Annotated in this window: 19 protein-coding genes and 2 pseudogenes; 9 read left to right on the top strand and 12 right to left on the bottom strand. The window is 70.1% G+C overall.

All coding sequences use genetic code 11. The features are described from left to right. Positions 1-22 precede the first annotated feature (22 nt). Entirely contained in the window at positions 23-781 is a 759-nt protein-coding gene (locus RI138_RS18710; protein WP_311120859.1) for an SDR family oxidoreductase, read from the bottom strand. A 224-nt stretch (positions 782-1005) separates the two neighbouring features. Between RI138_RS18710 and RI138_RS18705 the strand changes: the two genes are divergently transcribed. Both RI138_RS18705 and RI138_RS18700 read left to right on the top strand, forming a co-directional pair. Then, positions 1006-1806: an SDR family oxidoreductase gene (locus RI138_RS18705; RefSeq protein WP_311120858.1), complete on the top strand. Its 801-nt coding sequence runs from the start codon at positions 1006-1008 to the stop codon at positions 1804-1806. Positions 1807-2031: 225 nt separating this feature from the next. Further along, a complete protein-coding gene (locus RI138_RS18700) occupies positions 2032-4056 on the top strand; it encodes a protein kinase domain-containing protein (protein ID WP_398863257.1) in 2025 nt (674 codons plus the stop codon). 19 nt (positions 4057-4075) lie between these two features. Here RI138_RS18700 and RI138_RS18695 read toward each other — a convergent pair whose 3' ends face one another. Then, on the bottom strand, positions 4076-4585 hold the full coding sequence (locus RI138_RS18695; protein WP_311120856.1) for a hypothetical protein: 510 nt from the start codon (positions 4583-4585) through the stop codon (positions 4076-4078). Between the two features lie 66 nt (positions 4586-4651). On the opposite strand from RI138_RS18695, the gene pip reads away from it, so the two are divergent. Further along, positions 4652-5629, top strand: coding sequence for a prolyl aminopeptidase (gene pip, locus RI138_RS18690; RefSeq protein WP_311120855.1), 978 nt, complete (start codon positions 4652-4654; stop codon positions 5627-5629). 75 nt (positions 5630-5704) lie between these two features. Here the strand turns inward: pip and RI138_RS18685 are convergent, their stop codons facing one another. After that, positions 5705-6256 carry a hypothetical protein gene (locus RI138_RS18685; RefSeq protein ID WP_311120854.1) on the bottom strand — a complete coding sequence of 184 codons (552 nt, stop codon included), beginning with the start codon at positions 6254-6256 and terminating at the stop codon, positions 5705-5707. 152 nt (positions 6257-6408) lie between these two features. Beyond that, complete coding sequence (locus RI138_RS18680; protein WP_311120853.1) at positions 6409-6675, bottom strand: hypothetical protein; 267 nt, start codon at positions 6673-6675, stop codon at positions 6409-6411. A 586-nt stretch (positions 6676-7261) separates the two neighbouring features. Between RI138_RS18680 and RI138_RS18675 the strand changes: the two are divergent. Then, positions 7262-7458, top strand: a pseudogene (locus RI138_RS18675) (prolyl aminopeptidase); the annotation flags it as partial. A gap of 383 nt (positions 7459-7841) precedes the next feature. On the opposite strand, the pseudogene RI138_RS18670 reads toward RI138_RS18675, so the two are convergent. The 3 genes and pseudogenes from RI138_RS18670 to RI138_RS18655 all read right to left on the bottom strand — a co-directional run. Then, positions 7842-8266, bottom strand: a pseudogene (locus RI138_RS18670) (transposase family protein); the annotation flags it as partial. Positions 8267-8418: 152 nt separating this feature from the next. Continuing rightward, a complete protein-coding gene (locus RI138_RS18660) occupies positions 8419-9408 on the bottom strand; it encodes an aldo/keto reductase (protein WP_311120852.1) in 990 nt (329 codons plus the stop codon). 70 nt (positions 9409-9478) lie between these two features. Further along, the gene (locus RI138_RS18655) at positions 9479-9967 is read right to left on the bottom strand and encodes a MarR family winged helix-turn-helix transcriptional regulator (RefSeq protein ID WP_311120851.1); all 489 of its coding nucleotides are present in this window, start codon (positions 9965-9967) and stop codon (positions 9479-9481) included. 224 nt (positions 9968-10191) lie between these two features. Here RI138_RS18655 and RI138_RS18650 point away from each other — a divergent pair, with 224 nt between their 5' ends. Continuing rightward, positions 10192-11286 carry an EamA family transporter gene (locus tag RI138_RS18650; protein ID WP_311120850.1) on the top strand — a complete coding sequence of 365 codons (1095 nt, stop codon included), beginning with the start codon at positions 10192-10194 and terminating at the stop codon, positions 11284-11286. Here the strand turns inward: RI138_RS18650 and thpR are convergent. Continuing rightward, entirely contained in the window at positions 11195-11794 is a 600-nt protein-coding gene (gene thpR, locus RI138_RS18645) for an RNA 2',3'-cyclic phosphodiesterase (protein ID WP_311120849.1), read from the bottom strand. The two genes, RI138_RS18650 and thpR, sit on opposite strands and share 92 nt — an antisense overlap. Before the next feature lie 102 nt (positions 11795-11896). On the opposite strand from thpR, the gene RI138_RS18640 reads away from it, so the two are divergent. Beyond that, positions 11897-12481 (top strand): Uma2 family endonuclease, encoded by a 585-nt coding sequence (locus RI138_RS18640; RefSeq protein WP_311120848.1) that lies wholly within the window; start codon positions 11897-11899, stop codon positions 12479-12481. 106 nt (positions 12482-12587) lie between these two features. Here RI138_RS18640 and RI138_RS18635 read toward each other — a convergent pair whose 3' ends face one another. Together RI138_RS18635 and RI138_RS18630 are read right to left on the bottom strand one after the other, a co-directional pair. Further along, the gene (locus tag RI138_RS18635) at positions 12588-13922 is read right to left on the bottom strand and encodes an MFS transporter (protein ID WP_096631453.1); all 1335 of its coding nucleotides are present in this window, start codon (positions 13920-13922) and stop codon (positions 12588-12590) included. Positions 13923-14053: 131 nt separating this feature from the next. Beyond that, positions 14054-14494, bottom strand: a complete 441-nt coding sequence (locus RI138_RS18630) for a MarR family winged helix-turn-helix transcriptional regulator (protein WP_311120847.1) — start codon at positions 14492-14494, stop codon at positions 14054-14056. 134 nt (positions 14495-14628) lie between these two features. On the opposite strand from RI138_RS18630, the gene RI138_RS18625 reads away from it, so the two are divergent. Continuing rightward, entirely contained in the window at positions 14629-14868 is a 240-nt protein-coding gene (locus tag RI138_RS18625; RefSeq protein WP_311120846.1) for a hypothetical protein, read from the top strand. On the opposite strand, the gene RI138_RS18620 is transcribed toward RI138_RS18625, so the two are convergent. Beyond that, positions 14861-16315 (bottom strand): NCS2 family permease, encoded by a 1455-nt coding sequence (locus RI138_RS18620; protein ID WP_311120845.1) that lies wholly within the window; start codon positions 16313-16315, stop codon positions 14861-14863. The two genes, RI138_RS18625 and RI138_RS18620, sit on opposite strands and share 8 nt — an antisense overlap. Before the next feature lie 216 nt (positions 16316-16531). Between RI138_RS18620 and RI138_RS18615 the strand changes: the two genes are divergently transcribed. Together RI138_RS18615 and RI138_RS18610 are read left to right on the top strand one after the other, a co-directional pair. Further along, on the top strand, positions 16532-16834 hold the full coding sequence (locus tag RI138_RS18615; protein WP_096631459.1) for a DUF2530 domain-containing protein: 303 nt from the start codon (positions 16532-16534) through the stop codon (positions 16832-16834). A gap of 234 nt (positions 16835-17068) precedes the next feature. Further along, on the top strand, positions 17069-19537 hold the full coding sequence (locus tag RI138_RS18610) for an HAD-IC family P-type ATPase (protein WP_311120844.1): 2469 nt from the start codon (positions 17069-17071) through the stop codon (positions 19535-19537). 142 nt (positions 19538-19679) lie between these two features. On the opposite strand, the gene RI138_RS18605 is transcribed toward RI138_RS18610, so the two are convergent. Continuing rightward, positions 19680-22898 (bottom strand): sacsin N-terminal ATP-binding-like domain-containing protein, encoded by a 3219-nt coding sequence (locus tag RI138_RS18605; RefSeq protein WP_311122933.1) that lies wholly within the window; start codon positions 22896-22898, stop codon positions 19680-19682. Between the last annotated feature and the right edge of the window lie 14 nt (positions 22899-22912).

Here is a 22912-nt window from a genome sequence, read left to right as displayed (position 1 = left end):
CCTCGGTATCCGTGCAGGGCGGTCAGCGGACCGTGTAGCCGCCGTTGGCGAAGATCGTCTGGCCGGTGATCCAGCCGCCCTCGGTGACCAGGAACTTCACCAGCGGCGCGATGTCCTCGATCTCCGTCAGCCGCCCGCCCATCGCCTGGGACTTGTGGAACTCCACGCGCTCCGGCGTCTCCTGCGGGTAGAAGAACGGGGTGTCCATCGGCCCCGGGGCCACATTGTTCACCGCGATACCGCGCGGCGCGAACTCCTTGGCCGCCGCCCGGGTGAAGTGCTCCAGCGGGGCCTTCGCGCCCGCGTACGTGGCGTACCCGTCCGTGAACGCGGCGAGCAGCGACGTCACCAGGCTGACGATCCGACCACCGTCGTTCAGTCGCGCACCCGCCTCCTGGAGGAAGAAGTACGCCGCCTTGGAGTTGATCGCGAACATCCGGTCGTACTCCTCCTCGGACGTCTCGCCGATCGGCTTGCGGAGCACCATGCCAGTGGTGTTCACGGCGACGTCCACCCCACCGAAGGCGTCCAGCGCCTGGTCGAAGAGGCTGCGCACCCCCTCGACGCGGGTCAGGTCCTCACGTACGACGACGGCCTGGGCGCCCGTGCCCCGTACGGCCTCCGCGGTCTTCTCGGCATCGGTGGCGGTGTTCTCGCTGTGGTAGTGGACGACCACGTTCGCACCGGCCTCGCCGAGCGTTCGGCTGATCAGACCACCCAGGTTCTTCGCGCCTCCGGCGACCACGGCGGTCCTGCCGTTCAGCAACTTCTGCTCACTCATGATGGGGTCCTTCTCTCCGCTTCTCCGGCCACATTCCGATATGCGGCGTTCATCACACTTTCCGCTGTCCACGCTAGGAGCGCACGTCCGCCCAGGGGAAACACAAAGATCGTGTCGAGCCACCAGGAAGATGAGTCGTCGCAGCTCACAGGGGGTGCGGAGGCCTCGGCCCGGTGTCCGGAAAGGCCATTGACGTACGCGTACGGGTCACGAAGGATCACCCTGTGACGATCAACGGACAGCCGTCGGCGGCCCCGGAAACGGCCCGCCCCATCGCCCTGATCACCGGTGTCGGACGCAGCATCGGAATCGGCGCGGGCATCGCCCGTCAGCTCGCCGCCACCGGCTGGGACGTCGCCTTCACCTACTGGACGCCCTACGACCGGCGCATGGCCTGGGGCGCCGAGGACGGGGCCGGCGCGTCCATCGCCAAGGAGCTGGAGGAGGCCGGGGCCCGGACGGCGACGATCGAGGCGGACCTGTCCGACCCCGACGCCCCGGCCCGGATCTTCGACGAGGCGGAGCAGCAGCTCGGCGGGCCGGTGACCGCGCTCGTCCTGTCGCACGCGGAGTCGGTGGACTCGGGACTGCTGGACACCACGGTGGAGGCGTTCGACCGGCACTTCGCCGTGAACACCCGGGCCAGTTGGCTGCTCGTGCGGGAGTACGGCCTGCGCTTCCGCGGCGCGCCCGAAGCGGTGTCGGGCCGGATCGTCGCGCTCACGAGCGACCACACGGTGGGCAACCTGCCCTACGGCGCGAGCAAGGGCGCCCTGGACCGCATCACACTGGCCGCCGCGCACGAGCTGGCCCACCTCGGGGTGACGGCGAACGTCGTCAACCCCGGCCCCGTGGACACTGGTTGGATGAACGACGAGCTGCGGGAATCCCTGATCCGGGGCACCCCGCTCGGCCGCATCGGCACCCCGCGCGACACCGCACACCTGGTGTCCTTCCTCTGCTCACCCGAAGGCCAGTGGGTCAACGGCCAGTTGCTGAAGAGCAACGGCGGAACGGCCTCCTGAAAGGGCCTGACCGGACGCCTCTCGTGGCCTCCCGGGGGCCTCCCGGGGGCCTCTCGTGGGACCTCCCCGGGGACACCTCCCGGGGGCCCACCGGGGGACCCACCACGAGACGTGCCACGAGACGTGCCGCGAGACCTGCCATGAGACCCGTCATGAGTCCGGTCGGAACATGACGGAGCGTCTAATCTGGCCTGGGCCATGGAGTTCACAGGGGGTCGGGGGCGTATGCACAGCGAAGACAGGGCGAACACACCCCAGGGTGCCCCGGGGAGCACGCCCCAGGGCGAACCTGCGGGCGGTGCGCCCCTCCTCGTGATCGACGGACGCTACGAACTACTGGAGCCGATCGGCAGCGGCGGCATGGGTGAGGTCTGGAAGGCCCACGACCGGCGGCTGCGCCGGTTCGTCGCCGTGAAGGGCCTGCTCGACCGCAACGCCATGACGGCGGGCACGCAGACGGCGGCGATGCAGCGGGCCCGGCGCGAGGCGGAGGCGATCGCCAAGATCGAGCATCAGAACGTGGTGACGGTCCACGACCAGGTCGAGACCGACAACCAGGTCTGGATCGTGATGAAACTCCTCGAAGCGCGGTCCCTGGCCGACCTGTTGCGCGGCGAGCGGGTCCTCGCCGTGCCGAGGGCGGCGGACATCGGCCTCCAGATCCTCCAGGGCCTGCGGGCGGTGCACGGCGCCTCCGTCGTCCACCGCGACGTGAAGCCCGGCAACGTCCTCGTACGGGACGACGGGCTCGCGATCCTCGTCGACTTCGGCATCGCCACGTTCGAGGGCGCGGACCGGGTGACCCGCTCCGGCAGCGTGATCGGCACACCCCCGTACCTGGCCCCCGAGCTGTTCGCCCCCGCATCGCCGGGGCCGACGCCCGCATCGGACCTCTGGGCGCTGGGGATCACGCTGTACGAAATGGCCGAGGGCCGGGTCCCGTTCGGCGGGCGCGAGGTGTGGGAGGTCCAGGAGAACATCCGCCAGTCGCCGGAGCCGCCTCTCCGGTACGCCGGACCGCTCGCCCCGGTGATCCAGGGCCTTCTGATCACGGATCCGCGCGAGCGCCTGGACGCGGCGACGGCGGAGGCGATGCTCCGGGAGGTCCTCGACGACCCGGCCGCACCGCGCCCCGCCACCTCCCCGGGTGCCGCCAACACGCACCCGCCGACGGCCGTGTCCACACCCAACCCGTCAACACCCCTGCGGGGCAACGCCGTTCCTCCCTCCGCCTCGCGCGCCAATCCTTCCGTCCCTCCCCCTCCCGTCGCTCCCTCGGCGAGCGTACGGCGCGGCCGGTACGGCGGCTGGAAGGTGGCGGCGGCGGTCGTGTCCGTCGCGCTGCTGGCGGGCGCGGGCTGGCTCGTCGCACAGGGCGACGGCGGGGACGAAGCCGGTTCGGCCCAGGGCCAGAGCCAGGGCTCGGGCTCGGGCTCGGGCAAGGGAGGCGGCACCGAGGAACGGTGGAAGGACACCCACCCCACGCTGGAGATCGGCGTCAAGGACGACCAGCCGGGCCTGAGCATGTTCGACGAGAAGACCCGTACGTACAAGGGTTACGACATCGACCTGGCCTACGCGATCGCCGAGAGCATGGGCTACGACCGGGGCGAGGTCGCCTTCACCACGGTCGCCACGGACTACCGCAGCACCGCCCTCAAGACCAAACAGGTGGACCTGGTCATCGCCTCGTACAGCATCACGGACGACCGCAAGACCGCCTCACCGGGCGGGTACAGCGTCGACTTCGCGGGCCCGTACTACGAGGCGAGCCGGGGCTTCCTGGTCCGTGAGAAGTCGAGCAGGTACACCATCAACGACTCCAGCGACCTGCGGGACCTCGGCGTCGAGGTGTGCACGGCACGGGCGTCGACGTACGAGAAGGCCCTGCCCGAGCAGGGTTTCACGATGGCCGAGTCGCAGCCCAACACGTACCAGGACTGCCTGGACCGACTGCTGGACCCGATGTCCGACGTGTACGCGGTGGCCTCGGACGACATCATTCTCGCCGGGTACCTCAAGGCCAACCCGGGCAAGGTGCGGCGGCTGGAGAACATCCAGGGCGCGGAGGGCTACGGCGTGGCGATGCGGCCGGGAACGCCGACCCTGAAGGGCGAGGTGTGCGCGGCGCTCCGCACCATCCTGGGCAGCAAGACCTGGGAAGACATGTACACGGAGAACCTCTCGGGCCTGGTGGGCGACAAGAACCCGCCGGGTCGCCCGGACCTGACGGAGTGCGAGGGGTACTGAGGCACTGCCAGGGGGCGGCTCACCGCTCCGGAAACGGCTCCCCGCACCGGCTGCAGAAGAGGGGCGCGGGGTCGTCGGACAACCGCCCGCAGCCCGGGCAGACCCGGTCCAGCATGCAGGGGCCCTCGCCACCTGCATGCCCCTCCCCACTCTCGTACGCCCCGCTGCCGGTCGCCTTGATCGCGAGTCCGGGACGGCGGCGGTGGACGGTGACGTAGGCGAGCCCGTCCGGCCCGGCGGCGAGGGAGCGGCGTGAGCCGCGGGGCAGCCAGAGGAGGGTGCTCGTCCCCAACTCCAGGGCCTGGCCGTCTCCGGACCGCAGGCTCCCGCCACCAGCCACCACGAGGAGAAGGACATCGAGCACGTCCTCCTGATGCTCGCCGACCTCGGCTCCGGCCGGAAGCCGCACGAGATTGGCGTCCAACTCCCGCCCAACCTCGCCGAGATGCCACAGCGCACCCCGTGCATTGGGTTTGGTGGAGGTTAGGAGTTCATCGATGATCGCGAGGACCCGGGGAGCAGCGTTCACGCCACCCAGGTTACGTCGCACGGCAGGCACCGTAGGCTGTCCGGCTCACTGAGGGAGGCACGAAGCATGGACCGGGAACCGGACGAGCTGTATCCGCCGATCGAACCGTACGAGAGCGGCATGCTGGACGTGGGCGACGGCAACCACGTGTACTGGGAGGCCTGCGGCAACCCGGACGGCAAGCCGGCCCTCGTCGTCCACGGCGGCCCCGGCTCGGGCTGCACCCCCCGCGCCCGCCAGTACTTCGACCCGGACCGCTACCGGGTGGTCCTCTTCGACCAGCGGGGCTGCGGCCGCTCGACACCGCACGCGAGCGACCCGGCGACGGACATGGCGTACAACACGACAGCCCACCTGATCGCCGACATGGAGCGCCTTCGGGAACACCTGAGCATCGACAACTGGCTGCTGTACGGGGGCTCCTGGGGCTCCACCCTGATTCTGGCGTACGCGGAGGAGCACCCGGAGCGGGTCACGGAGGCGGTCATCCCGTCGGTGACGACGACCCGCCGCAGCGAGATCGACTGGCTCTACCGGGGCGTCGGCCAGCTCTTCCCCGAGGCCTGGGACGCCTTCCGCGCGGGCGTCCCGGAGGCGACGGGCCCCACGGACCTGGTCGCGGCGTACGCCCGCCGCATGGAGAGCGAGGACGCCGCCGTACGGGAGAAGGCCACGGCCGACTGGTGCGCCTGGGAGGACGCGGTCATCTCGATGGAGGCGATCGCGGGCCCGCCCCCGTACAGCAGCCGCCCGGACCGCGACCAGCAGGCGCTCGTCCGGATCTGCGCCCACTACTTCGCCCACGGCGCCTGGCTGGAGGAAGGCCGACTGCTCGACCGGGCGCACCACCTGACCGGCATCCCAGGCGCCCTGATCCACGGCCGCTTCGACCTGGCGAGCCCCCTGATCACCGCCTGGGAACTCAACCGCGCCTGGCCGGACGCCGAACTGACGATCATCGACAACGCGGGCCACATGGGCGGGGCGGCGACGCGGCGGGCGGTGCTGGGGGCGCTGGACGGGTTCGCGGAAAGGCGCCGCTGAACGAGTCCGGCCGCCGGTTCATCGCGGGGAACCGGCGGCCGGAGCCATCGAGTGCGAACTGCGCCGCAGGCGCCATCAGCGGCCGGTAATGGCCATCCACACCATGCCCACGCCGGTGAGTGCAACGCACAGGCCGAGAGCTGCATCTGCAAGAAGGCATCGTGTCCAGCGCACCTGCGGAGTGAAGTCGTCTCGCTCGCTCTGCGTGAGGGCAGTATCGAGCCATGCGTTGACCTTGCGCGCAGCCTCGCTGCTCGAACCCTTGAAATGATCGATCAGAGACCCGCCGAAGGCGAAGGCCGAGACGACTCGATGTTTGTCGAGATGCACCTCAAGAGTTCCGTCGCCGCCTACCGATACTTCACGAATCGCTGCCGCCGGGAGAGTGTAGGTACGCAGCAGGTTCACCACTACGAGCACATCTCTCCGCAGGACAATCTTGCAATTCGCAACTCTACCGACAACCACGACAAGCGCCAGAAAGGCGGGGATCCCTTGCCAGCCGGTTCGGAATCCATTCACCGAAGTTACCCTGAGCGCTGCGACAAGCATGCCGATACCGAGGCCGATGATGACCGCCCAGGAGATCATCACCCAGGAACTCCGCCGCAGCACGATCGACTTCATTGCGACCTCGCTCCTATATTTCGATAATTCCCACGATCGTCCACGCCGCGCCCACTCTCACGCATCAGCATGAGCCGGAAAGGGCTCCGCTAACACCCCAGCGAACCGAAACATACCGCCGGAGAACCCCGAAAGCCCGTCTCACTTCGATGCTAGAAACCAAAGAAGAGGATCTTGAGATTAATCAAGGAGAAACCGAGTCCGGCCATCGCGAAAAATCCAGCCGGAATCCTCAGGATGAGATCATTGCGGTAGAAGGCAGAAAATACTTTAGCCCCCAGGAAATCAGCAGCAAACTCAGCACAACCCCTCACATTCAAAGCCAACAGGGAACCAATGACGGCAATCAGGGACCCAACGGCAAGTTCACCGTAATTTACGGAATGAGAAGTTCGAGCCGCAAGGAATACTTCGTACATACTCTCCTCCAGGCGAGGTGCGCGGAAATCACCAATGGGAACGATTGGCCATTTGCTCTCACGCTACGAAATCAATCACGCATCGCACAGCAAAACAGCAACCCCACCTTCCCCACTTTCTCGATCTTCGGAGAAGTGCCCTGAAACCCCAAGGGCTCCGTCGACATCGCCTCTGTAATCAACTCGATTAGACTGCGACTCCGCTATCACCTAAGCCCAATTCGCTCCTACCGACTCAACTGCCCCATAGCCGCACCTCCAGGTGAGCACACCCGAAGTGGCGCCCTCCTGGAGGAATCACGAATCAAAATCCATGAGGATCATCCCTACGAGCATGAAACCAGCACTGACCCCCGCCCATATTTTCTGATTCCGCACCCAATTGTAATAGCCTCGATCACCTTTAGTCGAGACCAATAGGCCGACCCCACCCAACGCTAGAACAAACACTCCAATTCTACCCATCACAGACCCCCTCAATACCTGCTAGGCATTGGACCGCAATTCGCCCTCCATGCCCAGTACCCATAGGCAACAGAGGTGACTGTACCCACGCCCGTGTTAATCCTGTCATGTTGGGCCGCTTGCGCCCCGCCTGACCGGCATCCCAGGCTCCCCGGTCCAGGGCCGCTTCGACCTGGCGAGCGCCCTGACCCCCCGCCTGGCGCCTGGGAACTCAACCGCGCCTGGCCGGACGCCGAACTGACGATCATCGACAACGCGGGCCGCCTGGGCGTCGCGGAGACCCGGCGGGCGGTACTGAGGGCGCTAGACGGCTTCGCGACGTCAAGCGGTAAGGCTCAGAGAATCTCCGGGAGCGCAGTAGCGACCCAGAAGAGCCCGACTACCATCGCGACAACTCCTACCAGTCGAAAAGCATTTACCATCGCCCCCCGACATTAACCAAGGATGACGCGTGGTCGAGCATCCAACTCGCCAGGCCCCAGAAATTTCCCACTAGGCGAACGCCGGCCGAAAAGATCAACACCCCGACCGCTATTGCCAGCATACGGCACAATTCCTCTCATCTTCACCTTCAGCAGCCGAACTCACCGCTCTACGTATAGTTTTTCCGCCACTGAATTCAATCCCTTGACCTCCAACGAGACTCATTTCGACAGAATAGACCTGCTCTGCGCGCGAGTTCTAGTGACCCTTTTCCATCTTCACTCAGAGCTGGCCAGACGCAGGGTGAGGACAGCCTGGACAAGGCTCGTGATGGGAGTGGTCGAGCAGCGAAGCTTGCGGAGGAGACGCCAGGATTTGAGGGTGGCGACGGCTTGCGCGACCAGGCCCCGGATCTTCGCGTGGGACCGGTTGACGGCCTGCTGGCCTGCTGGCCTGCTGGCCTGCTGGCCTGCTGGCCTGCTGGCCTGCGGAAAGCGTCTCCCACCGGCCGCGGTAGGGAACACTGACCGTACCCCCCGGCTCCTTGGTATCCCTTGTCGGCCCAGCAGACGATGCCGACCCCTGCGAGAGCGGTGATGACACCGTGCTCGCGGGCCTCGCGAACGCATTCCCCGACGCGGGCTCGGACGGCCGGGCGGATATCTTCGCCACCGGCAGCGACGACAAGCTCTACGCCCACTCCAACCTCTCCAGCCGCGGAGTCGCCGTCGGAAACAGCGGGTGGCTGGACTTCCAAGCCCTCAGCTGAGGTAATCGCGCAGTAACACAGGGGGGGCCTCCCGTCACCGCGACGGGAGGCCCCTCTTTCACTTGCGCAGGCACAACACCCGCCCGCTACCAGGCAAAAGCCTCCGGCGAAGGCCCCGGGCCCGGGAAGATCTCGTCCAGGCCCGTGAGGACGGCCTCCGGGAGGTCCAGGTCAAGTGCGCGCAGGGCGCCGGCCAGTTGGTCGGCCGTGCGGGGGCCGACGATCGGGCCCGTGATGCCGGGGCGGGTCAGGAGCCAGGCCAGGGCCGTTTCGCCGGGCTCCAGGCCGTGCTTGTCGAGCAGGTCCTCGTAGGACTGGATCTGTGCGCGGACCTTGGTGTCGGCCAGGGCGTCGGCCGCGCGGCCCGAGGCTCGGCGGCCGCCCTCGGTCGTCTTCTTGATGACGCCGCCCAGCAGGCCGCCGTGCAGCGGCGACCAGGGGATGACGCCGAGGCCGTAGTCCTGGGCGGCCGGGATGACCTCCATCTCGGCGCGGCGTTCGGCGAGGTTGTAGATGCACTGCTCGCTGACCAGGCCGAGCGAACCGCGCCTGGCGGCCTGCTCGTTGGCCTGGGCGATCTTGTAGCCGGGGAAGTTGGAGGACCCGGCGTACAGGATCTTGCCCTGCTGGACCAGGACGTCGATCGCCTGCCAGATCTCGTCGAACGGCGTGTTCCGGTCGACGTGGTGGAACTGGTAGAGGTCGATGTGGTCCGTCTGGAGCCGCTTGAGCGAGGCCTCGACCGCGCGCCGGATGTTGACGGCGGAGAGCTTGTCGTGGTTGGGCCAGGACTCGCCGCCGGCGGCCATGTTCCCGTACACCTTGGTGGCCAGGACCACCTGGTCGCGGCGGCCGCCGCCCTGGGCGAACCAGGTTCCGAGGATCTCCTCGGTGCGCCCCTTGTTCTCGCCCCAGCCGTAGACGTTGGCCGTGTCGAAGAAGTTCAGGCCCGCGCCGAGCGCGGCGTCCATGATCGCGTGACTGTCCGACTCATTGGTCTGCGGGCCGAAGTTCATCGTCCCGAGAACGAGCCTGCTGACCTTGAGTCCCGTACGTCCGAGCTGTGTGTACTTCATGAGCCCCAAGCCAACTCCTTCGAGTCCACTCCAGGCAAGCACCCGGAATCGTGCGGCCGCGGGCCCACGCTCAGCGGGCGTCCTCCAGCGTGATCAGCACCGCGCGCAGCAGCCGGTTCAGCTCCTCGCAGTCCGCCGCGTCCAGGTCCGCCAGCATCCTGCGTTCGTTGCGCACATGCCCCTCCACCGTGTCGTCGACGAGGTCGCGCCCGGCCTCGGTGAGCGTGATGTGCAGGCTGCGGCGGTCGCCGGGGACGGCCTCCCGGGTGACCAGGCCGCGGGCGTCCAGCCGGTCGATGCGGTTCGTCAGCGCGGCGGAGCTGACCATGACGCCGGCGGCGAGCTCCTTGGGCGTGAGGGGACGTGCGCTGCGGCGGAGCGTGGCCAGGACGTCGAACTCCCAGCGCTCCATGCCGTGTTCGGCGAAGTAGCGGCCGACCTCCTTGTCCACGAGCCGGGTCAGCCGCAGCAGCCGTCCCACCGCACCCATGGCCTCCAGGTCCAGATCGGAACGCAGGGCGGCCCACTGGTCCAGGAAGTCGTCGACCGCGTCGCGCATGAGCGCCCACCTCGCCTCTCGTCAGCCTGATTAATTCGACGTCGAACTGTTTGACGTGAGTCTACTCCGCGACCTACGGTTTCCCTTGGCGCGAGTTCGTTCGATGTCGAAATGTTTTACGTCGAGCGGACGGCCCGAGCTCCGGCCGGAACCGGGGCTCCAGCCGAACCGGGGCTCCAGCCGGAGCTTTCGCGTCCGCCGTCGACCGACCCCCCGGAGTCCCCATGCCCGACCAGCGTCCCGTGACGACCGCCGCCGTCACCGCCCTCGCCCCCGCCGTATGGGGCTCCACCTACCTGATCACCACCGAGTTCCTGCCACCCGACCGGCCCCTGCTGGCCTCGACCGTACGGGCGCTGCCCGCCGGCCTCGTCCTGCTCGCGGTCACCCGGGTCCTGCCCCGGGGCATCTGGTGGGTGCGGGCCGCCGTCCTCGGCATCCTGAACATCGGCGCCTTCTTCTACTTCCTCTTCCTCGCCGCCTACCACCTGCCCGGCGGCGTGGCGGCCCTCGTGATGACCGTCCAGCCGATGATCGTGCTGCTGCTCGGGCCTCTCCTGCTCGACGCCCGGATACGGCCCGCGCACCTCGCCGCCTGCGTGATCGCGGCCGGGGGCGTGGCGCTGCTGGTTCTCCAGCCGGGGGCCGGGCTGGACCTCGTCGGCGTGATCGCCGGGCTGCTCGGAGCCGTGTCCATGGCGGGCGGGATCGTACTGACCAAGCGCTGGGGGCGGCCCGAGGGGGTATCGCTGTTCGCGTTCACGGGGTGGCAGCTGACTGCCGGCGGGCTGTTCCTGCTGCCCGTGACCCTGCTCGGCGAATCACTGCCGGACCGCCTGACCTGGGGCAACGTCGGCGGCTTCGGCTATCTGAGCATCGTCGGGGCGCTGCTCGCGTACGCGGTCTGGTTCAACGGGCTGGCGCGGCTGCCCGCGCTCGCCGCCTCGTTCCTGTCGTTCGCCTCGCCCCTGTGCGCGACGGTCCTCGGCTACCTCTTCATGGGGCAGACGCTCGGGCCGCTCCAGCTGCTCGGCGCGGCCGGGGTCGTCGGGGCGGTGGTCCTGGCACAGCGCGGCACGCCGTCCGAAGCCGCACGCCCACCGGGCTCAGCCACCTCATCCGCCGAGGGCGGCCCCCACGGCGACGACGAGGAACATCAGCACGAGCACGGCCGCCATGATGCGGTTTCTGGTCTTCGGGTCCACCCTTCGAGCGTAACGGCACCGCTCACCGGCCCAGCGGCCAGGCCCGCACCTCCTCGTAGCGCGGCCGCTCCCCCGGAACCCCCGAGTCCGGGAGGCTGCTCCGTACGAGAGTGAGTTCCTCGACCTCCCAGCGCTGCCCCTCGAACCCCGCCAGCGCCTCGGTGAACGGCCGCAGGTCCACCTCAGCCCGGCGGCTCCGGGCCAGCGTGAGGTGCGGGGAGTAGCGGCGGTGCTCCTCCATCGGCAGCCCGGCCCGCCGGGCGGCTGCGTCGGCGCGCTCGGCCAGCAGCCGCAGCATGTCGAGCCCGCCCGCCGCCCCGGCCCACAGCGCGCGCCCGCCGAAGTGACCGGCGCCGTGGATGCGGAGGGGGAGGGTCTCGGTGCGGTGTGCGGCCCGTTCGAGGCGTACCGACAGTTCCGGCAGGACGTCCTCCGGCACCTCGCCGTAGAACGCCAGCGTGAAGTGCCAGTCGGCGGGTCGCGTCCAGCGCAGGCCTTGCGAGCCCGGCAATGCGTGGAGCGGGGCGAGTGCCGTACGGAGTTCGGCGACCGCTTCGGCGGGCGGGAGGACGGCGGCGAAGAGCCGCTGGGTGGGCGGACGGCCGGAGCTGTGGCTGCTCATGCGCGCGAGTCTGGCAGGTCCGGGCGTGTCCGGGGCGCCGGGCCTATCGTTGCACCACGCGGCTGCCCGCACGCCCGTGCGGCAGCGGGGAGGAGCGGCACGATGACCGTCGTAGACACCGACAGGATCGACATGGCCGACACCAGCGACGAGCGCACCCTGGACATGATGTTCGAGTGGCTTGAGCCCGTCCCCGAGGGATTCAAGGTCGAGATCGCCGAGGGGAACGTCTACATGTCGCCGCAGCGGGACACGCACTGGGAAATCACCTTCGACATCCTGGAGCAGCTGCGCACCACCTACGAACGCCGGCAGCTGAAAACCGACGTACGCATCGACTTCCCCGGCCTCCTCAACGGCTTCGCCTCCGCTGTCGCAGCCCTCTCCGCGGACGCCGCCAAAGGCGAGGACGGCCGCTGGCGCTGCCAGGACATCGAGTTCGTCGCCGAGGTGATCTCCAGGAGCACGGCCGCCAACGACTACGGCTCCAAGAAGGCCGCCTATGCCCTCGCCGGTGTCCCCGTCCACCTCATCGTCGATCCGTACACCGGCACATGGCACCTGCACACGCTGCCCAAGGACGACGAGTACCGCAGCGTCCTGAGCCTGGACTTCGGGACCCCGGTCGACCTGACGTCGACCGTCGTCGGTCTCACCCTGACCACCGACGCCTTCCCCCGCGACTGACCCGCCGCGCGAAGAACGCCCTCCTCCCGGTCGCTCCGGAGGAGGGCGTTCTGCCCGTACAGCCATCCTTATCCAGCAGCCGCATCCAGCAGCCGTATCCAGCGCGCTACGCCGCTGTCGTCAGCTGCTCGCGCGGGACGAAGCGGACGTGCGGGCGGCCCGGGCGGAGGTCGACCTTCAGGCGGAGGCCGCCCACGCGGGCGAGGGCGAAGCCGACGCCCAGGGCGGCGATCACCGAGATCGCGCCGCCCGCCGCGAACCCGATGCGGGCGCCGTACGTGTCGCTGATCCAGCCGACGATCGGGGCGCCCACCGGCGTACCCCCGGCGAAGACCATCATGTACAGGCTCATCACCCGGCCCCGCATCTCCGGGTCGGCGGCCATCTGGACGCTCGTGTTCGCGGTGATGTTCGTCGTCAGACCCAGCATGCCGATGGGGACCAGCAGGAGCGAGAACAGCCAGACGTACGGGGACAGCGACGCGGCGATCTCCAGCAGGCCGAACGCCGTGCCCGCCGCCACCAGCATCCGCAGCCGCGAGGAGCGGCGGCGGGCCGAGAGCAGGGCACCTGCCAGCGAACCGGCCGCCATCAGGATGTTGAAGAACGAGTACATCCCGGCGCCGCCGTCGAAGACCCCGTCGGCGAAGGCGGTCAGCCAGATCGGGAAGTTGAAGCCGAAGGTGCCGACGAAGCCGACCAGGACGATCGGCCAGACCAGCTCGGGGCGGCCGCGGACGTACCGCAGGCCTTCCCGCAGCTGCCCCTTGGCGCGGGGCACCCGCACCGACGCGTGCAGTTCGCTCGTACGCATCATCAGCAGGCCGACGAGCGGGGCCAGGAACGAGAGGCCGTTGAGCAGGAACGCCCAGCCGCTGCCGACCGTGGTGATCAGGACGCCCGCGACGGCGGGGCCGATGAGGCGGGCGGACTGGAAGTTCGCCGAGTTCAGGCTGACCGCGTTGCGCAGCTGCGCGGGGCCGACCATCTCGGAGACGAACGACTGGCGGGCCGGGTTGTCGACGACCGTCACCATGCCGAGCAGGAACGCGATCAGGTAGACGTGCCAGACCTCGACGACCCCGGTCAGGGTCAGGACGGCCAGGGCGATGCCGCACAGGCCGAGCATGGCCTGGCTGACGAGCAGGATCTGCCGCTTCGGGAGGCGGTCGGCGATGACACCGCCGTACAGGCCGAAGAGCAGCATGGGCAGGAACTGGAGGGCCGTGGTGATACCTACGGCGGTCGCGGAACCCGTCAGGCTCAGGACGAGCCAGTCCTGCGTGATGCGGGACATCCAGGTACCGGTGTTGGAGATCACGGCGCCCGTGGCGAACAGGCGGTAGTTACGGATCTTCAGCGACGAGAAGGTCCCGCCGGTCGTGCTCTCGTGGGTGGAAGTCGGTGCGGGGGCGGAGTCTGCTCCGGGTCCCGTACTCAAAAGGGTTCATCTCCTCGTGCGTCTGCGGCGTGCGGTCCGACGAGGACGTGACAACGGGCGCTCCGGCAGCCGGCCGGCCGGGCGGGACGAGACGTCCGGTCCGGCGGGGGTCCGCCTTCGCGCCCGTGGGATCACAGGTGGGCGAGCTTCTCCAACACGGGCGCGGCGGCCCGAAGCGTCTCCCACTCGTCCTCGTCCAGGCCCTCGGCGAGATGGGCCAGCCAGGCGTTCCGCTTGGTGCGGCTCTCCACGAGCATGGCCTCGGCCTGCTCGGTCTGGCTGACCATCTTCTGCCGACGGTCATCGGGGTGCGGTTCCAGCCTGACCAGCCCCTTCGCCTCCAGCAGCGCGACGATGCGGGTCATCGACGGAGGCTGTACATGCTCCTTGCGGGCCAGCTCACCGGGGGTGGCCGATCCGCAGCGGGCGAGGGTGGCGAGCACCGACATCTCGGTGGGGCTCAGCGACTCGTCGACACGCTGGTGCTTCAGGCGCCGGCCCAGCAGCATCACGGCGGAGCGAAGGGAGCTCACGGCGGCGGCACTGTCGCCGTCGTGGATCAGGTCAGGCATGTTTGTTAGCGTAACTCATTACCCTATCTAAATACCACCCGATTGCGGGCCCGGCAGATTCCGATCACCCGAACGAGTGAGTTGGAAGCGGAAAGTGACGCGCGGAGCGCTCCGGGGCGGCGACCCTGCTGGACATGGGATCGACAGTGCTCAGCCTGCGGATAGACGGTGAGCTGCTCGACCGGCTCCGGCAGCACGCCGCGAAACGCGGAATGAGCGTCCAGGACTATGTGGCCCGGACGCTCATTCGCGACGACTTCGACGAACGCTTCAAGGCGGCCGTCGAGGAGACGGAGAAGTTCTACGGCGACGCCCGGGAGAGCGACTCCAGAAGGGTTGACTCCCGAAGGGGCGTGACGCCACCGGTCACGTGAGGCCGAGCGCCGGCATCGCGTAGTAGAAGACGAACACCGCCGAGACCACGTACATCGCGATCGGGACCTCACGGCCGCGGCCCGCCGCCAGTCGGAGCACGGAGAAGGCGACGAAGCCGATACCGATGCCGTTGGTGATCGAGTACGTGAACGGCATCATCATCATCGCGAGGAACGCGGGGACCGCGAGCGTGTAGTCGCTCCAGTCGATGTCCCGCACCGAGCCCGCGATGATCAGGAAGCCGACCGCCAGCAGGGCGGGCGTGGCCGCCTGCGACGGGACCATGGTCGCCAGCGGCGTGAGGAACAGCGCCACCGAGAAGAGCAGACCGGTCACCACGCTCGCCAGTCCGGTGCGGGCGCCCTCGCCGACGCCCGCGGTGGACTCCACGAAGCACGTGGTGGCGGAGGCGGAGGTCGCCCCGCCCGAGGCGACCGCGATGCCGTCCACGAACAGGACCTTGTTGATGCCGGGGAACTTGCCCTTCTCGTCCATCAGCTTCGCCTCGTCGCCGACGCCGAGGATGGTGCCCATCGCGTCGAAGAAGCAGGACAGCAGCACCGTGAAGACGAACAGCACACCGGTCAGATAGCCGACCTTCCCGAAGCCGCCGAACAGGCTGACCTCGCCGAGCAGCCCGAAGTCCGGCGCGGAGACCGGGGTGCCCGGCCACGACGGCGTCGTCAGCCCCCAGGCCCCGTCGGGCAGACCGGCCACCGCGTCGATGACCAGGGCCAGGGCCGTCATGGCGATGATCGAGATCAGGATCGCGCCGGGCACCTTGCGCACGATCAGCGCGAGCGTGAGCAGAGCGCCGAGTACGAAGACGAGAACCGGCCAGCCGCCCAGGTGGCCGTCGCCGCCGAGCTGGAGCGGCACGGTGGTGTGGGCGGCGTCCGGCACGCGCGAGACGAAGCCCGCGTCGACGAGGCCGATCAGCATGATGAACAGGCCGATACCGATCGCGATGCCCTTGCGCAGCGACTTCGGTACGGCGTTCATCACCCTCTCCCGCAGCCCCGTGGCGACCAGCAGCATCACCACGACACCCGCGAGGACGACCATGCCCATTGCGTCCGGCCAGCTCATCCGGGGGGCGAGCTGGAGCGCGACGACGGTGTTGACGCCGAGCCCGGCGGCGAGCGCGATCGGCACGTTGCCGATGACGCCCATCAGGAGCGTGGAGAAGGCGGCGGAGAGCACCGTGGCGGTGACCAGCTGACCGTTGTCGAGCTGGTGGCCGTACATGTCCTTCGCGCTGCCCAGGATGATCGGGTTGAGCACGATGATGTACGCCATCGCGAAGAACGTGGCGAACCCGCCGCGGAACTCGCGCGCGACGGTCGACCCCCGCTCGGAGATCTTGAAGAACCGGTCCAGACGGCCCCTGGGCTGGGGAGCCGCGGGCCGCGGGGAGTCGACCGGAACGGTGGCCGAGGGGGGCATGGGTGACCTCAGTCGTACGTAGGGGTAAGGCAGGAGGTGGCGATCCGGGCGGAAGGTGATCGAAATTGGATGTTCGCACGAACAATTCGAGCCAGCCCAAAGCAGATTCAGTATGAATACATCAAGCGAAGATCGCTATCTCCGCGCGTAGACCCGTGTACTCCCCGGGCGACCGGTCCGCGTCCCGCCGATCAGGTGGCCCCATACACTGAACGTATGGAGAAGTGGACACCGAAGCACGAGGCGCCCGAGCCCCTGGAGGGCCCCGTCGTCTCCACCGTCGTCGGCGGCACGATCCTCTGGTTCGTCCTCTTCCTCGCACAGCTCCCCTTCTACGGCTGGTTCGCGGACCACGGGCACACCTGGTGGGTGTGGACCCCGCTGGCCGGTGCCGGACTCGGACTGATCGGCATCTGGTACGTCCGCGGGCGCGACGCCGCCCTCAAGCGGCACGCGGCCCAGGCGAAGGCCAAGGAGGCCGCGGGCGCCGAGGCGGCGGACAACGCGCTGGGCCGCTGACGGGGTCAGTGACGGGGGCACTGGGGGGCCGCTGACGGGCCGCTGACTCCGCGCGACCGCCCCGACCCCGAATCCGTACGGCCACGGCCTCCGTACGGCCACATGCCTCGTACGGCCACGGGCTCCGCGCAACCACAGGCTCCGTACAACCACGGGACCGACTTGGTCCTCCCCTGGTCGGATCTTCGCCCCCCGCGCGGGAGATTCACCGCGCGCGCCCGTAACGTCTCACCCATGACGCAGCGGGCACTCGACTCCTCCGGGGAGCAGACCCCCGGACCCTCCCGGCCGGGCATGATCGACGCGGGGGCGGAACTCGATCCCGTGCATCCCATGGAGCCACCACCTCCCACCCACCGCCCCGGCGGTCTCACCACGGCCGAGGTCGCCGAACGGGTCGCGCGCGGCGAGGTCAACGACGTACCCGTACGCTCCTCGCGCTCCCTCACCGAGATCGTGCGGGCCAACGTCTTCACCCGGTTCAACCTGATCATCGGCGTGCTCTGGGTGATCATGCTGTTCGTGGCGCCGATCCAGGACAGCCTCTTCGGCTTCGTGATCGTCGCCAACACCGGCATCGGCATCATCCAGGAGTGGCGGGCCAAGAAGACCCTGGACAGCCTCGCGGTGATCGGCGAGGCGAAGCCGACCGTGCGGCGCGACGGGGTCGCCGCCGAGATCTCCACCCACGAGATCGTCCTCGGGGACGTGGTCGAGCTCGGCCCGGGCGACAAGGTCGTCGTGGACGGCACGGTCGCCGAGGCCGACAGCCTGGAGGTCGACGAGTCGCTGCTGACCGGCGAGGCCGACCCGGTGCTCAAGCGGCCCGGCGACCCGGTGATGTCCGGCAGCTTCGTCGTCGCCGGCGGCGGGGCGTTCACCGCCACGAAGGTGGGGCGCGAGGCGTACGCCGCGCAGCTGGCCGAGGAGGCGTCGCGCTTCACGCTCGTCCACTCCGAGCTGCGCAGCGGCATCAGCACGATCCTGAAGTACGTCACCTGGATGATGGTGCCGACGGCGATCGGGCTGATCATCAGCCAGCTGGTCGTGAAGGACAACAACTTCAAGGACTCCGTCGCCCGGACCGTCGGCGGCATCGTCCCGATGATCCCCGAGGGGCTGGTCCTGCTGACCTCGGTGGCCTTCGCCATCGGCGTCGTACGCCTTGGGCGCAAGCAGTGCCTGGTGCAGGAGCTGCCCGCCATCGAGGGGCTCGCCCGGGTCGACGTGGTCTGCCTGGACAAGACCGGCACCCTCACCGAGGGCGGCATGGACGTCACCGAGGTCCGGCCGCTGAACGGGAGCGACGAGGCTCACGTCCAGCAGGTGCTGCGGACGCTCGGCTCCTCGGACCCCCGCCCCAACGCCAGCCTCCAGGCCATCATCGACACCTACCCGGCGGGCGACGGGGCCGCCTGGGCCGTCACCGACGCGATGCCGTTCTCCTCCGCCCGCAAGTACAGCGGCGCGGCGTTCACGGAGGCCGACGGGACGGCCTCCGCCTGGCTCCTCGGCGCCCCCGACGTCCTGCTCCCAGAGGGCGACCCCACCCTCACCGAGATCGAGCACCTCAACGAGCAGGGCCTGCGGGTGCTGCTGCTGGCCCGCGCACGGGGCGAGCTGGACGCGCCCGACGTCGCCGCCGGAGCCGCGCCCACCGCCCTCGTCGTCCTGGAGCAGCGGCTGCGGCCGGACGCGGCGGAGACCCTCAAGTACTTCGCCGACCAGAACGTGGCCACCAAGGTCATCTCCGGTGACAACGCCGTCTCGGTCGGCGCGGTCGCCGGAAAGCTCGGCCTCGCGGGTGCCGAGAACACCCTCGACGCGCGCCGGATGCCCACCGACCCGGACGAGATGGCCACGGCCATGGAGCAGAACGCGGTCTTCGGCCGGGTCACCCCGCAGCAGAAGCGGGACATGGTCGCCGCCCTCCAGTCGCGCGGCCACACGGTCGCGATGACGGGCGACGGCGTGAACGACGTGCTGGCCCTCAAGGACGCCGACATCGGCGTCTCGATGGGCTCCGGCTCCGAGGCGACGCGCGCGGTGGCGCAGATCGTGCTGCTGAACAACAGCTTCGCGACGCTGCCGTCGGTGGTCGCCGAGGGCCGCCGGGTGATCGGCAACATCACCCGCGTCGCCACGCTCTTCCTCACCAAGACGGTCTACTCGGTGCTGCTGGCGATCCTGGTGGTCTGCTCACAGGTCGAGTACCCGTTCCTGCCGCGTCACCTGACGCTGCTGGCCACGCTGACCATCGGCGTCCCCGCGTTCTTCCTGGCCCTCGCGCCGAACAAGGAACGCGCCCAGCCCAACTTCGTACGCCGTGTCATGCGGTACGCGATCCCCTCGGGCGTCATCGCGGCGGCGGCCACCTTCACCACCTACCTGATCGCCCGCCACCACTACTCCGGTCCCGGCGCGCTGGAGGCCGAGACGAGCGCGGCGACGCTGACGCTGTTCCTGGTCGCCATGTGGGTCCTCGCGATCATCGCCCGCCCCTACACCTGGTGGCGCATCGGCCTGGTGGCGGCGATGGGGCTCGGCTTCCTGATCGTGCTCGTCGTGCCGTGGCTCCAGGACTTCTTCGCGCTGAAGCTGGTCGGTACGACCATGCCGTGGGCAGCGGTCGGCATCGCGGTGGCGTCGGCCGTCGCGCTGGAGTTCGTCTGGCGCTGGGTGGGACGGCGCTTCCGCGCGTAGGCGGTACGCACGGGGAAGCCCCCCCCCGGTGCGGTAGGCACGGGGAAGCCCCCGGGAGGACGGTGATCCTCCCGGGGGCTTCCGCGTGCCCGGTACTCCTTCGCGTCGACGAAGTCACCGGCGGCCGAGACGCCCCGGGCCCTCAGTCGAACCAGCGGTCCCGCGCCAGCTCCTCCGTACGCGACGGGTCCTCCAGCAGGGCCGCGACCTCGAAGCGCCGCGGCCACTGGCCCGCCGCCCAGGCCAGACCGGCCGCGACGCCCTCCAGGGTGGCGGCGTGGACGACCCCGTCCGGGGTTCGGCGCCAGTCCAGTTCGACGCCGCCCGCACGGAGCTCGGGGTGCTCGATGTACGTGTCCGGGGTCCCGGGTCCGAGCAGGACACGGACCGGCTCCGGTACGCGGTGCTCCTCCCCCTCGCTGGTGACGCCCGCCTCGACCGTCTCGCCGAGGCGCCGCACCTGGAGGAGGTCGGCCAGCTCCGCCGCGCGCGCAGGGGCCACGGGGAGCAGGGGCAGGCCCTCCGTCAGCGGCAGCACGTCCGGGGCATCCGCGATCACGGCGTCCGCGGCGTCGACCACCGCCACGCCCCCGTCCACCACCGCCCGCAGCTCGTCCGGCAACGTCACCTGGTCCGGGTCGAGTTCGGCGAGGGCCGTGTACAGGGAGTGGAGTTGCACAGGGGTGACGGGCCGGTCCTCGTCGGCGAGGCGCCCCAGCAGTTCGGCCGCGCCGCCCGGCTCGTCCAGGAGCGCGGCGACCGAGGTGCGCACCCCCAGGGCCCGCAGCACCTGGGCGTCGTCGAAGCCGGTGGCGTCCACCGCCTCGTACAGCCCGGCCAGACGCGGGTCGCCGCCCGCCGCGCGCAGTCCGGCGGGGCGCCGGCCGCCCAGCACGGGGTGGTCGCGCAGCCACCACGCGGTGTACGGGCGCACGGACTGCGTCGTCCCGTCCGGGAGCAGTACCCGCACCGGCTGCGTCAGCGCGTCGCGCAACGGCGGCTGGGCCAGCATGGCGAGCGCCTGCGGCCAGGCTTCGTCGTCGACCAGGTCCAGATCCCGTACGGCGACGATCTCGGTGGCGACGGGCGGCACCGGGGTCTCGGGCAGCTGGTCGAGGAGGTCCTCGCACCACACGTCGACGGCGTCCAGCAGCCCGGCGTCGTCGGGTTCGGCGAAGTCACTGTCGCGGGGCTCCAGTTCGTCCGGGTCCAGGACGACGTCGGTGGCCCGGACGAGGGCGAAGGTGGCGAGCACCCCGCAGGCGGTGAGGGGCGCCTCACCCCAGCGTTCGGACAACTCCTGGTCGGCGAGGGCGAGTTCCCCCTCGCGCATGATCTGCGCGAACGGGCTTCCGGGGAGGACCAGCTCACCGGCGGGGGCCGGTTCGCCGTCCTCGTCGGGAAGGGCGAGGGCACCGAGCCAGGGCTCGTCGCCGGGGGCCAGTTCGGCATCGCGCACGAGGGTGAGGACGGTCTCGGCCAGCTCGTCGGCGTCGAGCGCGTCCTCGTCCCAGATCTCCCCCGCGTCCAGCGATCCGGCGACGGCCGCCCGCACCTGAGGTGTCGTCAGCACGGCGCGCGGGGTGGCGGGCAGGGCGCCTAGCTTCTCCAGCAGCGGGTGGGCGGCGTCCGGGTGGGCGACCTTCAGCCCGAGCCGGGAGAGGCGGGCCAGGACGGTACCGGTGAACGCGTCCGGGAGCGGCAGCAGGATCTGGCGCGGTCCGATGGTGGTGCGCGGCGGGCGGCCCGTCTGCTCGTCGTCGGGGGCTCCGGCGAGCGGGACGGGGAGGCCGGTGAGCCGGTCGGGGTCGGTGCCCGCGAGGCTGTCGTAGAGCCGGTGCCACCAGGCGGGGTCGCGCTCCAGACCCGCGAGGCGGTCGATGGCCTCGGTCAGGGGGACGCGGGCGACGCCGAGGGCGCGGAGCTCGGGGCGGCGTTCAAGACCGGCGGGCAGCAGACAGGGCAGCACCTCGGCGAGGACCCGTACGGTCTCCGCCCCGACGCCCTCGACGACCTCCGCCTCGACGGGCCGCAGGGCACCGGCCGTGTCCACGGTGGCGGTGATGTCCTCCGTACGGTCCCAGTCGTCGTCCCAGCGGACGTCGGCCTCGCCGTTCGCGTCCGGGGGCGCGGCGGGCTCCAGGAACGCGACGCGGGGCAGCCTGGCGAGGATCGCGCCGCGCAGGGCCCCGTCGAGCGCGCCCTTGCCGAGCTGGCCCGGCACCAGGTCGATGGTCCCGGTCGACACCGGCCGCCAGGCGCCCAGCAGCTCCGCGTACGCGTCGGCGGCCCGCTCCACGAGGAAGTCGGTGAGCGGCCCCGGCGCGGGGTGCCTGCGGGCGGTGTCCAGCGGGAGGGAGGCGATGAGCAGGGCGGGGATGCCGAGCGGTTCGTCGGTGGGCGTCGGGGCGTGCACGACGGGTGCCGTACGGGGGTGGAGGGGCGCCCCGGACGCGTCGACCGGGACCGCCCAGGTCACCGACCAGTGCGGGCGCAGCCGCTCCTCGACCGGACGGTCGGCGAGCAGGGCGGGCTCGATGGGCCCGTGGTGGAGGACGGTGCGCCAGCGGCCCAGGCCGCGGGCGGAGTCGTCGATGTGCGTGTACGGGCCGTGGACCGAACGGCTCAGGGTCCGCGTCCCGTCCGGGGTCTCGATGACGACCTCGTCCAGGCCGGGCAGCGTGAGCAGCAGCGCGTCGTCCACGGCGGCCAGCAGCCGGGCCACCAGGTCCTCGGCGGTGCCGTCGCGCAGGGGCAGCACGACGACGGTGTCGTACCCGGCGGGCGCGGTGCCCTCGGCCGGCAGCGGGAGGCGCAGCAGCGGTACGTGTCCGTCGCGGCGGCGCAGCTCGTCCCCGAGGCCGGGGGAGCCGACGGCCGCGTCCCGGGCCATCTCGCGCGCCTCGGCCAGCGACCAGCGGACTCCGCCGTGGCGCCCCAGCACCGCGGGCTCGTCGCTGACCGCGAGCACGGCGGCGAACCCGACGCCGAACCGGCCCACCGAGGACTCGTGGCCCTCGCGCTTGGCGGAGGCGCGCAGGGTGCTCAGGGACTCGACGCCGGTGGCGTCGAGCGGCGCGCCGGTGTTCGCGGCGGCCAGCACGCAACGGCCGTCCGGGTCGCCGGGGGCGGCGGGGTGCAGGGTGAGGCGGAGCCGGCCGGGGACGCGGGCGCGGGCCGCGGCGTCCGCGGCGTTCTGGGCGAGCTCGACGACGAGGCGGTCGCGGTAGCCGCCGAGCGCGAGGTCCTCCTCGGCGTTGGCGTCCTCCCGGAAGCGGGCGGGGCCCGCGCCCCAGGCGTCGAGCACGCCGCGCCGCAGCCGTGCCGTACCGAACGGATCGGCCCCCTCGGTCGACTTCATGCTCACGCTCTCGA

The sequence above is a fragment of the Streptomyces durocortorensis genome, from assembly GCF_031760065.1.
Taxonomy (GTDB): domain Bacteria; phylum Actinomycetota; class Actinomycetes; order Streptomycetales; family Streptomycetaceae; genus Streptomyces.
This window is presented reverse-complemented; position numbering and strand designations above follow the sequence as displayed.

Excerpts from the sequence above, each read along its gene's own strand:
- RI138_RS18710 (WP_311120859.1), bottom strand. The coding sequence starts at position 781 with ATGAGTGAGCAGAAGTTGCTGAACGGCAGGACCGCCGTGGTCGCCGGA.
- RI138_RS18700 (WP_398863257.1), top strand. The coding sequence starts at position 2,032 with ATGCACAGCGAAGACAGGGCGAACACACCCCAGGGTGCCCCGGGGAGC.
- pip (WP_311120855.1), top strand. The coding sequence starts at position 4,652 with ATGGACCGGGAACCGGACGAGCTGTATCCGCCGATCGAACCGTACGAG.
- RI138_RS18685 (WP_311120854.1), bottom strand. The coding sequence starts at position 6,256 with ATGAAGTCGATCGTGCTGCGGCGGAGTTCCTGGGTGATGATCTCCTGG.
- RI138_RS18680 (WP_311120853.1), bottom strand. The coding sequence starts at position 6,675 with ATGTACGAAGTATTCCTTGCGGCTCGAACTTCTCATTCCGTAAATTAC.
- RI138_RS18660 (WP_311120852.1), bottom strand. The coding sequence starts at position 9,408 with ATGAAGTACACACAGCTCGGACGTACGGGACTCAAGGTCAGCAGGCTC.
- RI138_RS18655 (WP_311120851.1), bottom strand. The coding sequence starts at position 9,967 with ATGCGCGACGCGGTCGACGACTTCCTGGACCAGTGGGCCGCCCTGCGT.
- RI138_RS18650 (WP_311120850.1), top strand. The coding sequence starts at position 10,192 with ATGCCCGACCAGCGTCCCGTGACGACCGCCGCCGTCACCGCCCTCGCC.
- thpR (WP_311120849.1), bottom strand. The coding sequence starts at position 11,794 with ATGAGCAGCCACAGCTCCGGCCGTCCGCCCACCCAGCGGCTCTTCGCC.
- RI138_RS18640 (WP_311120848.1), top strand. The coding sequence starts at position 11,897 with ATGACCGTCGTAGACACCGACAGGATCGACATGGCCGACACCAGCGAC.
- RI138_RS18630 (WP_311120847.1), bottom strand. The coding sequence starts at position 14,494 with ATGCCTGACCTGATCCACGACGGCGACAGTGCCGCCGCCGTGAGCTCC.
- RI138_RS18625 (WP_311120846.1), top strand. The coding sequence starts at position 14,629 with ATGGGATCGACAGTGCTCAGCCTGCGGATAGACGGTGAGCTGCTCGAC.
- RI138_RS18620 (WP_311120845.1), bottom strand. The coding sequence starts at position 16,315 with ATGCCCCCCTCGGCCACCGTTCCGGTCGACTCCCCGCGGCCCGCGGCT.
- RI138_RS18615 (WP_096631459.1), top strand. The coding sequence starts at position 16,532 with ATGGAGAAGTGGACACCGAAGCACGAGGCGCCCGAGCCCCTGGAGGGC.
- RI138_RS18610 (WP_311120844.1), top strand. The coding sequence starts at position 17,069 with ATGACGCAGCGGGCACTCGACTCCTCCGGGGAGCAGACCCCCGGACCC.
- RI138_RS18605 (WP_311122933.1), bottom strand. The coding sequence starts at position 22,898 with ATGAAGTCGACCGAGGGGGCCGATCCGTTCGGTACGGCACGGCTGCGG.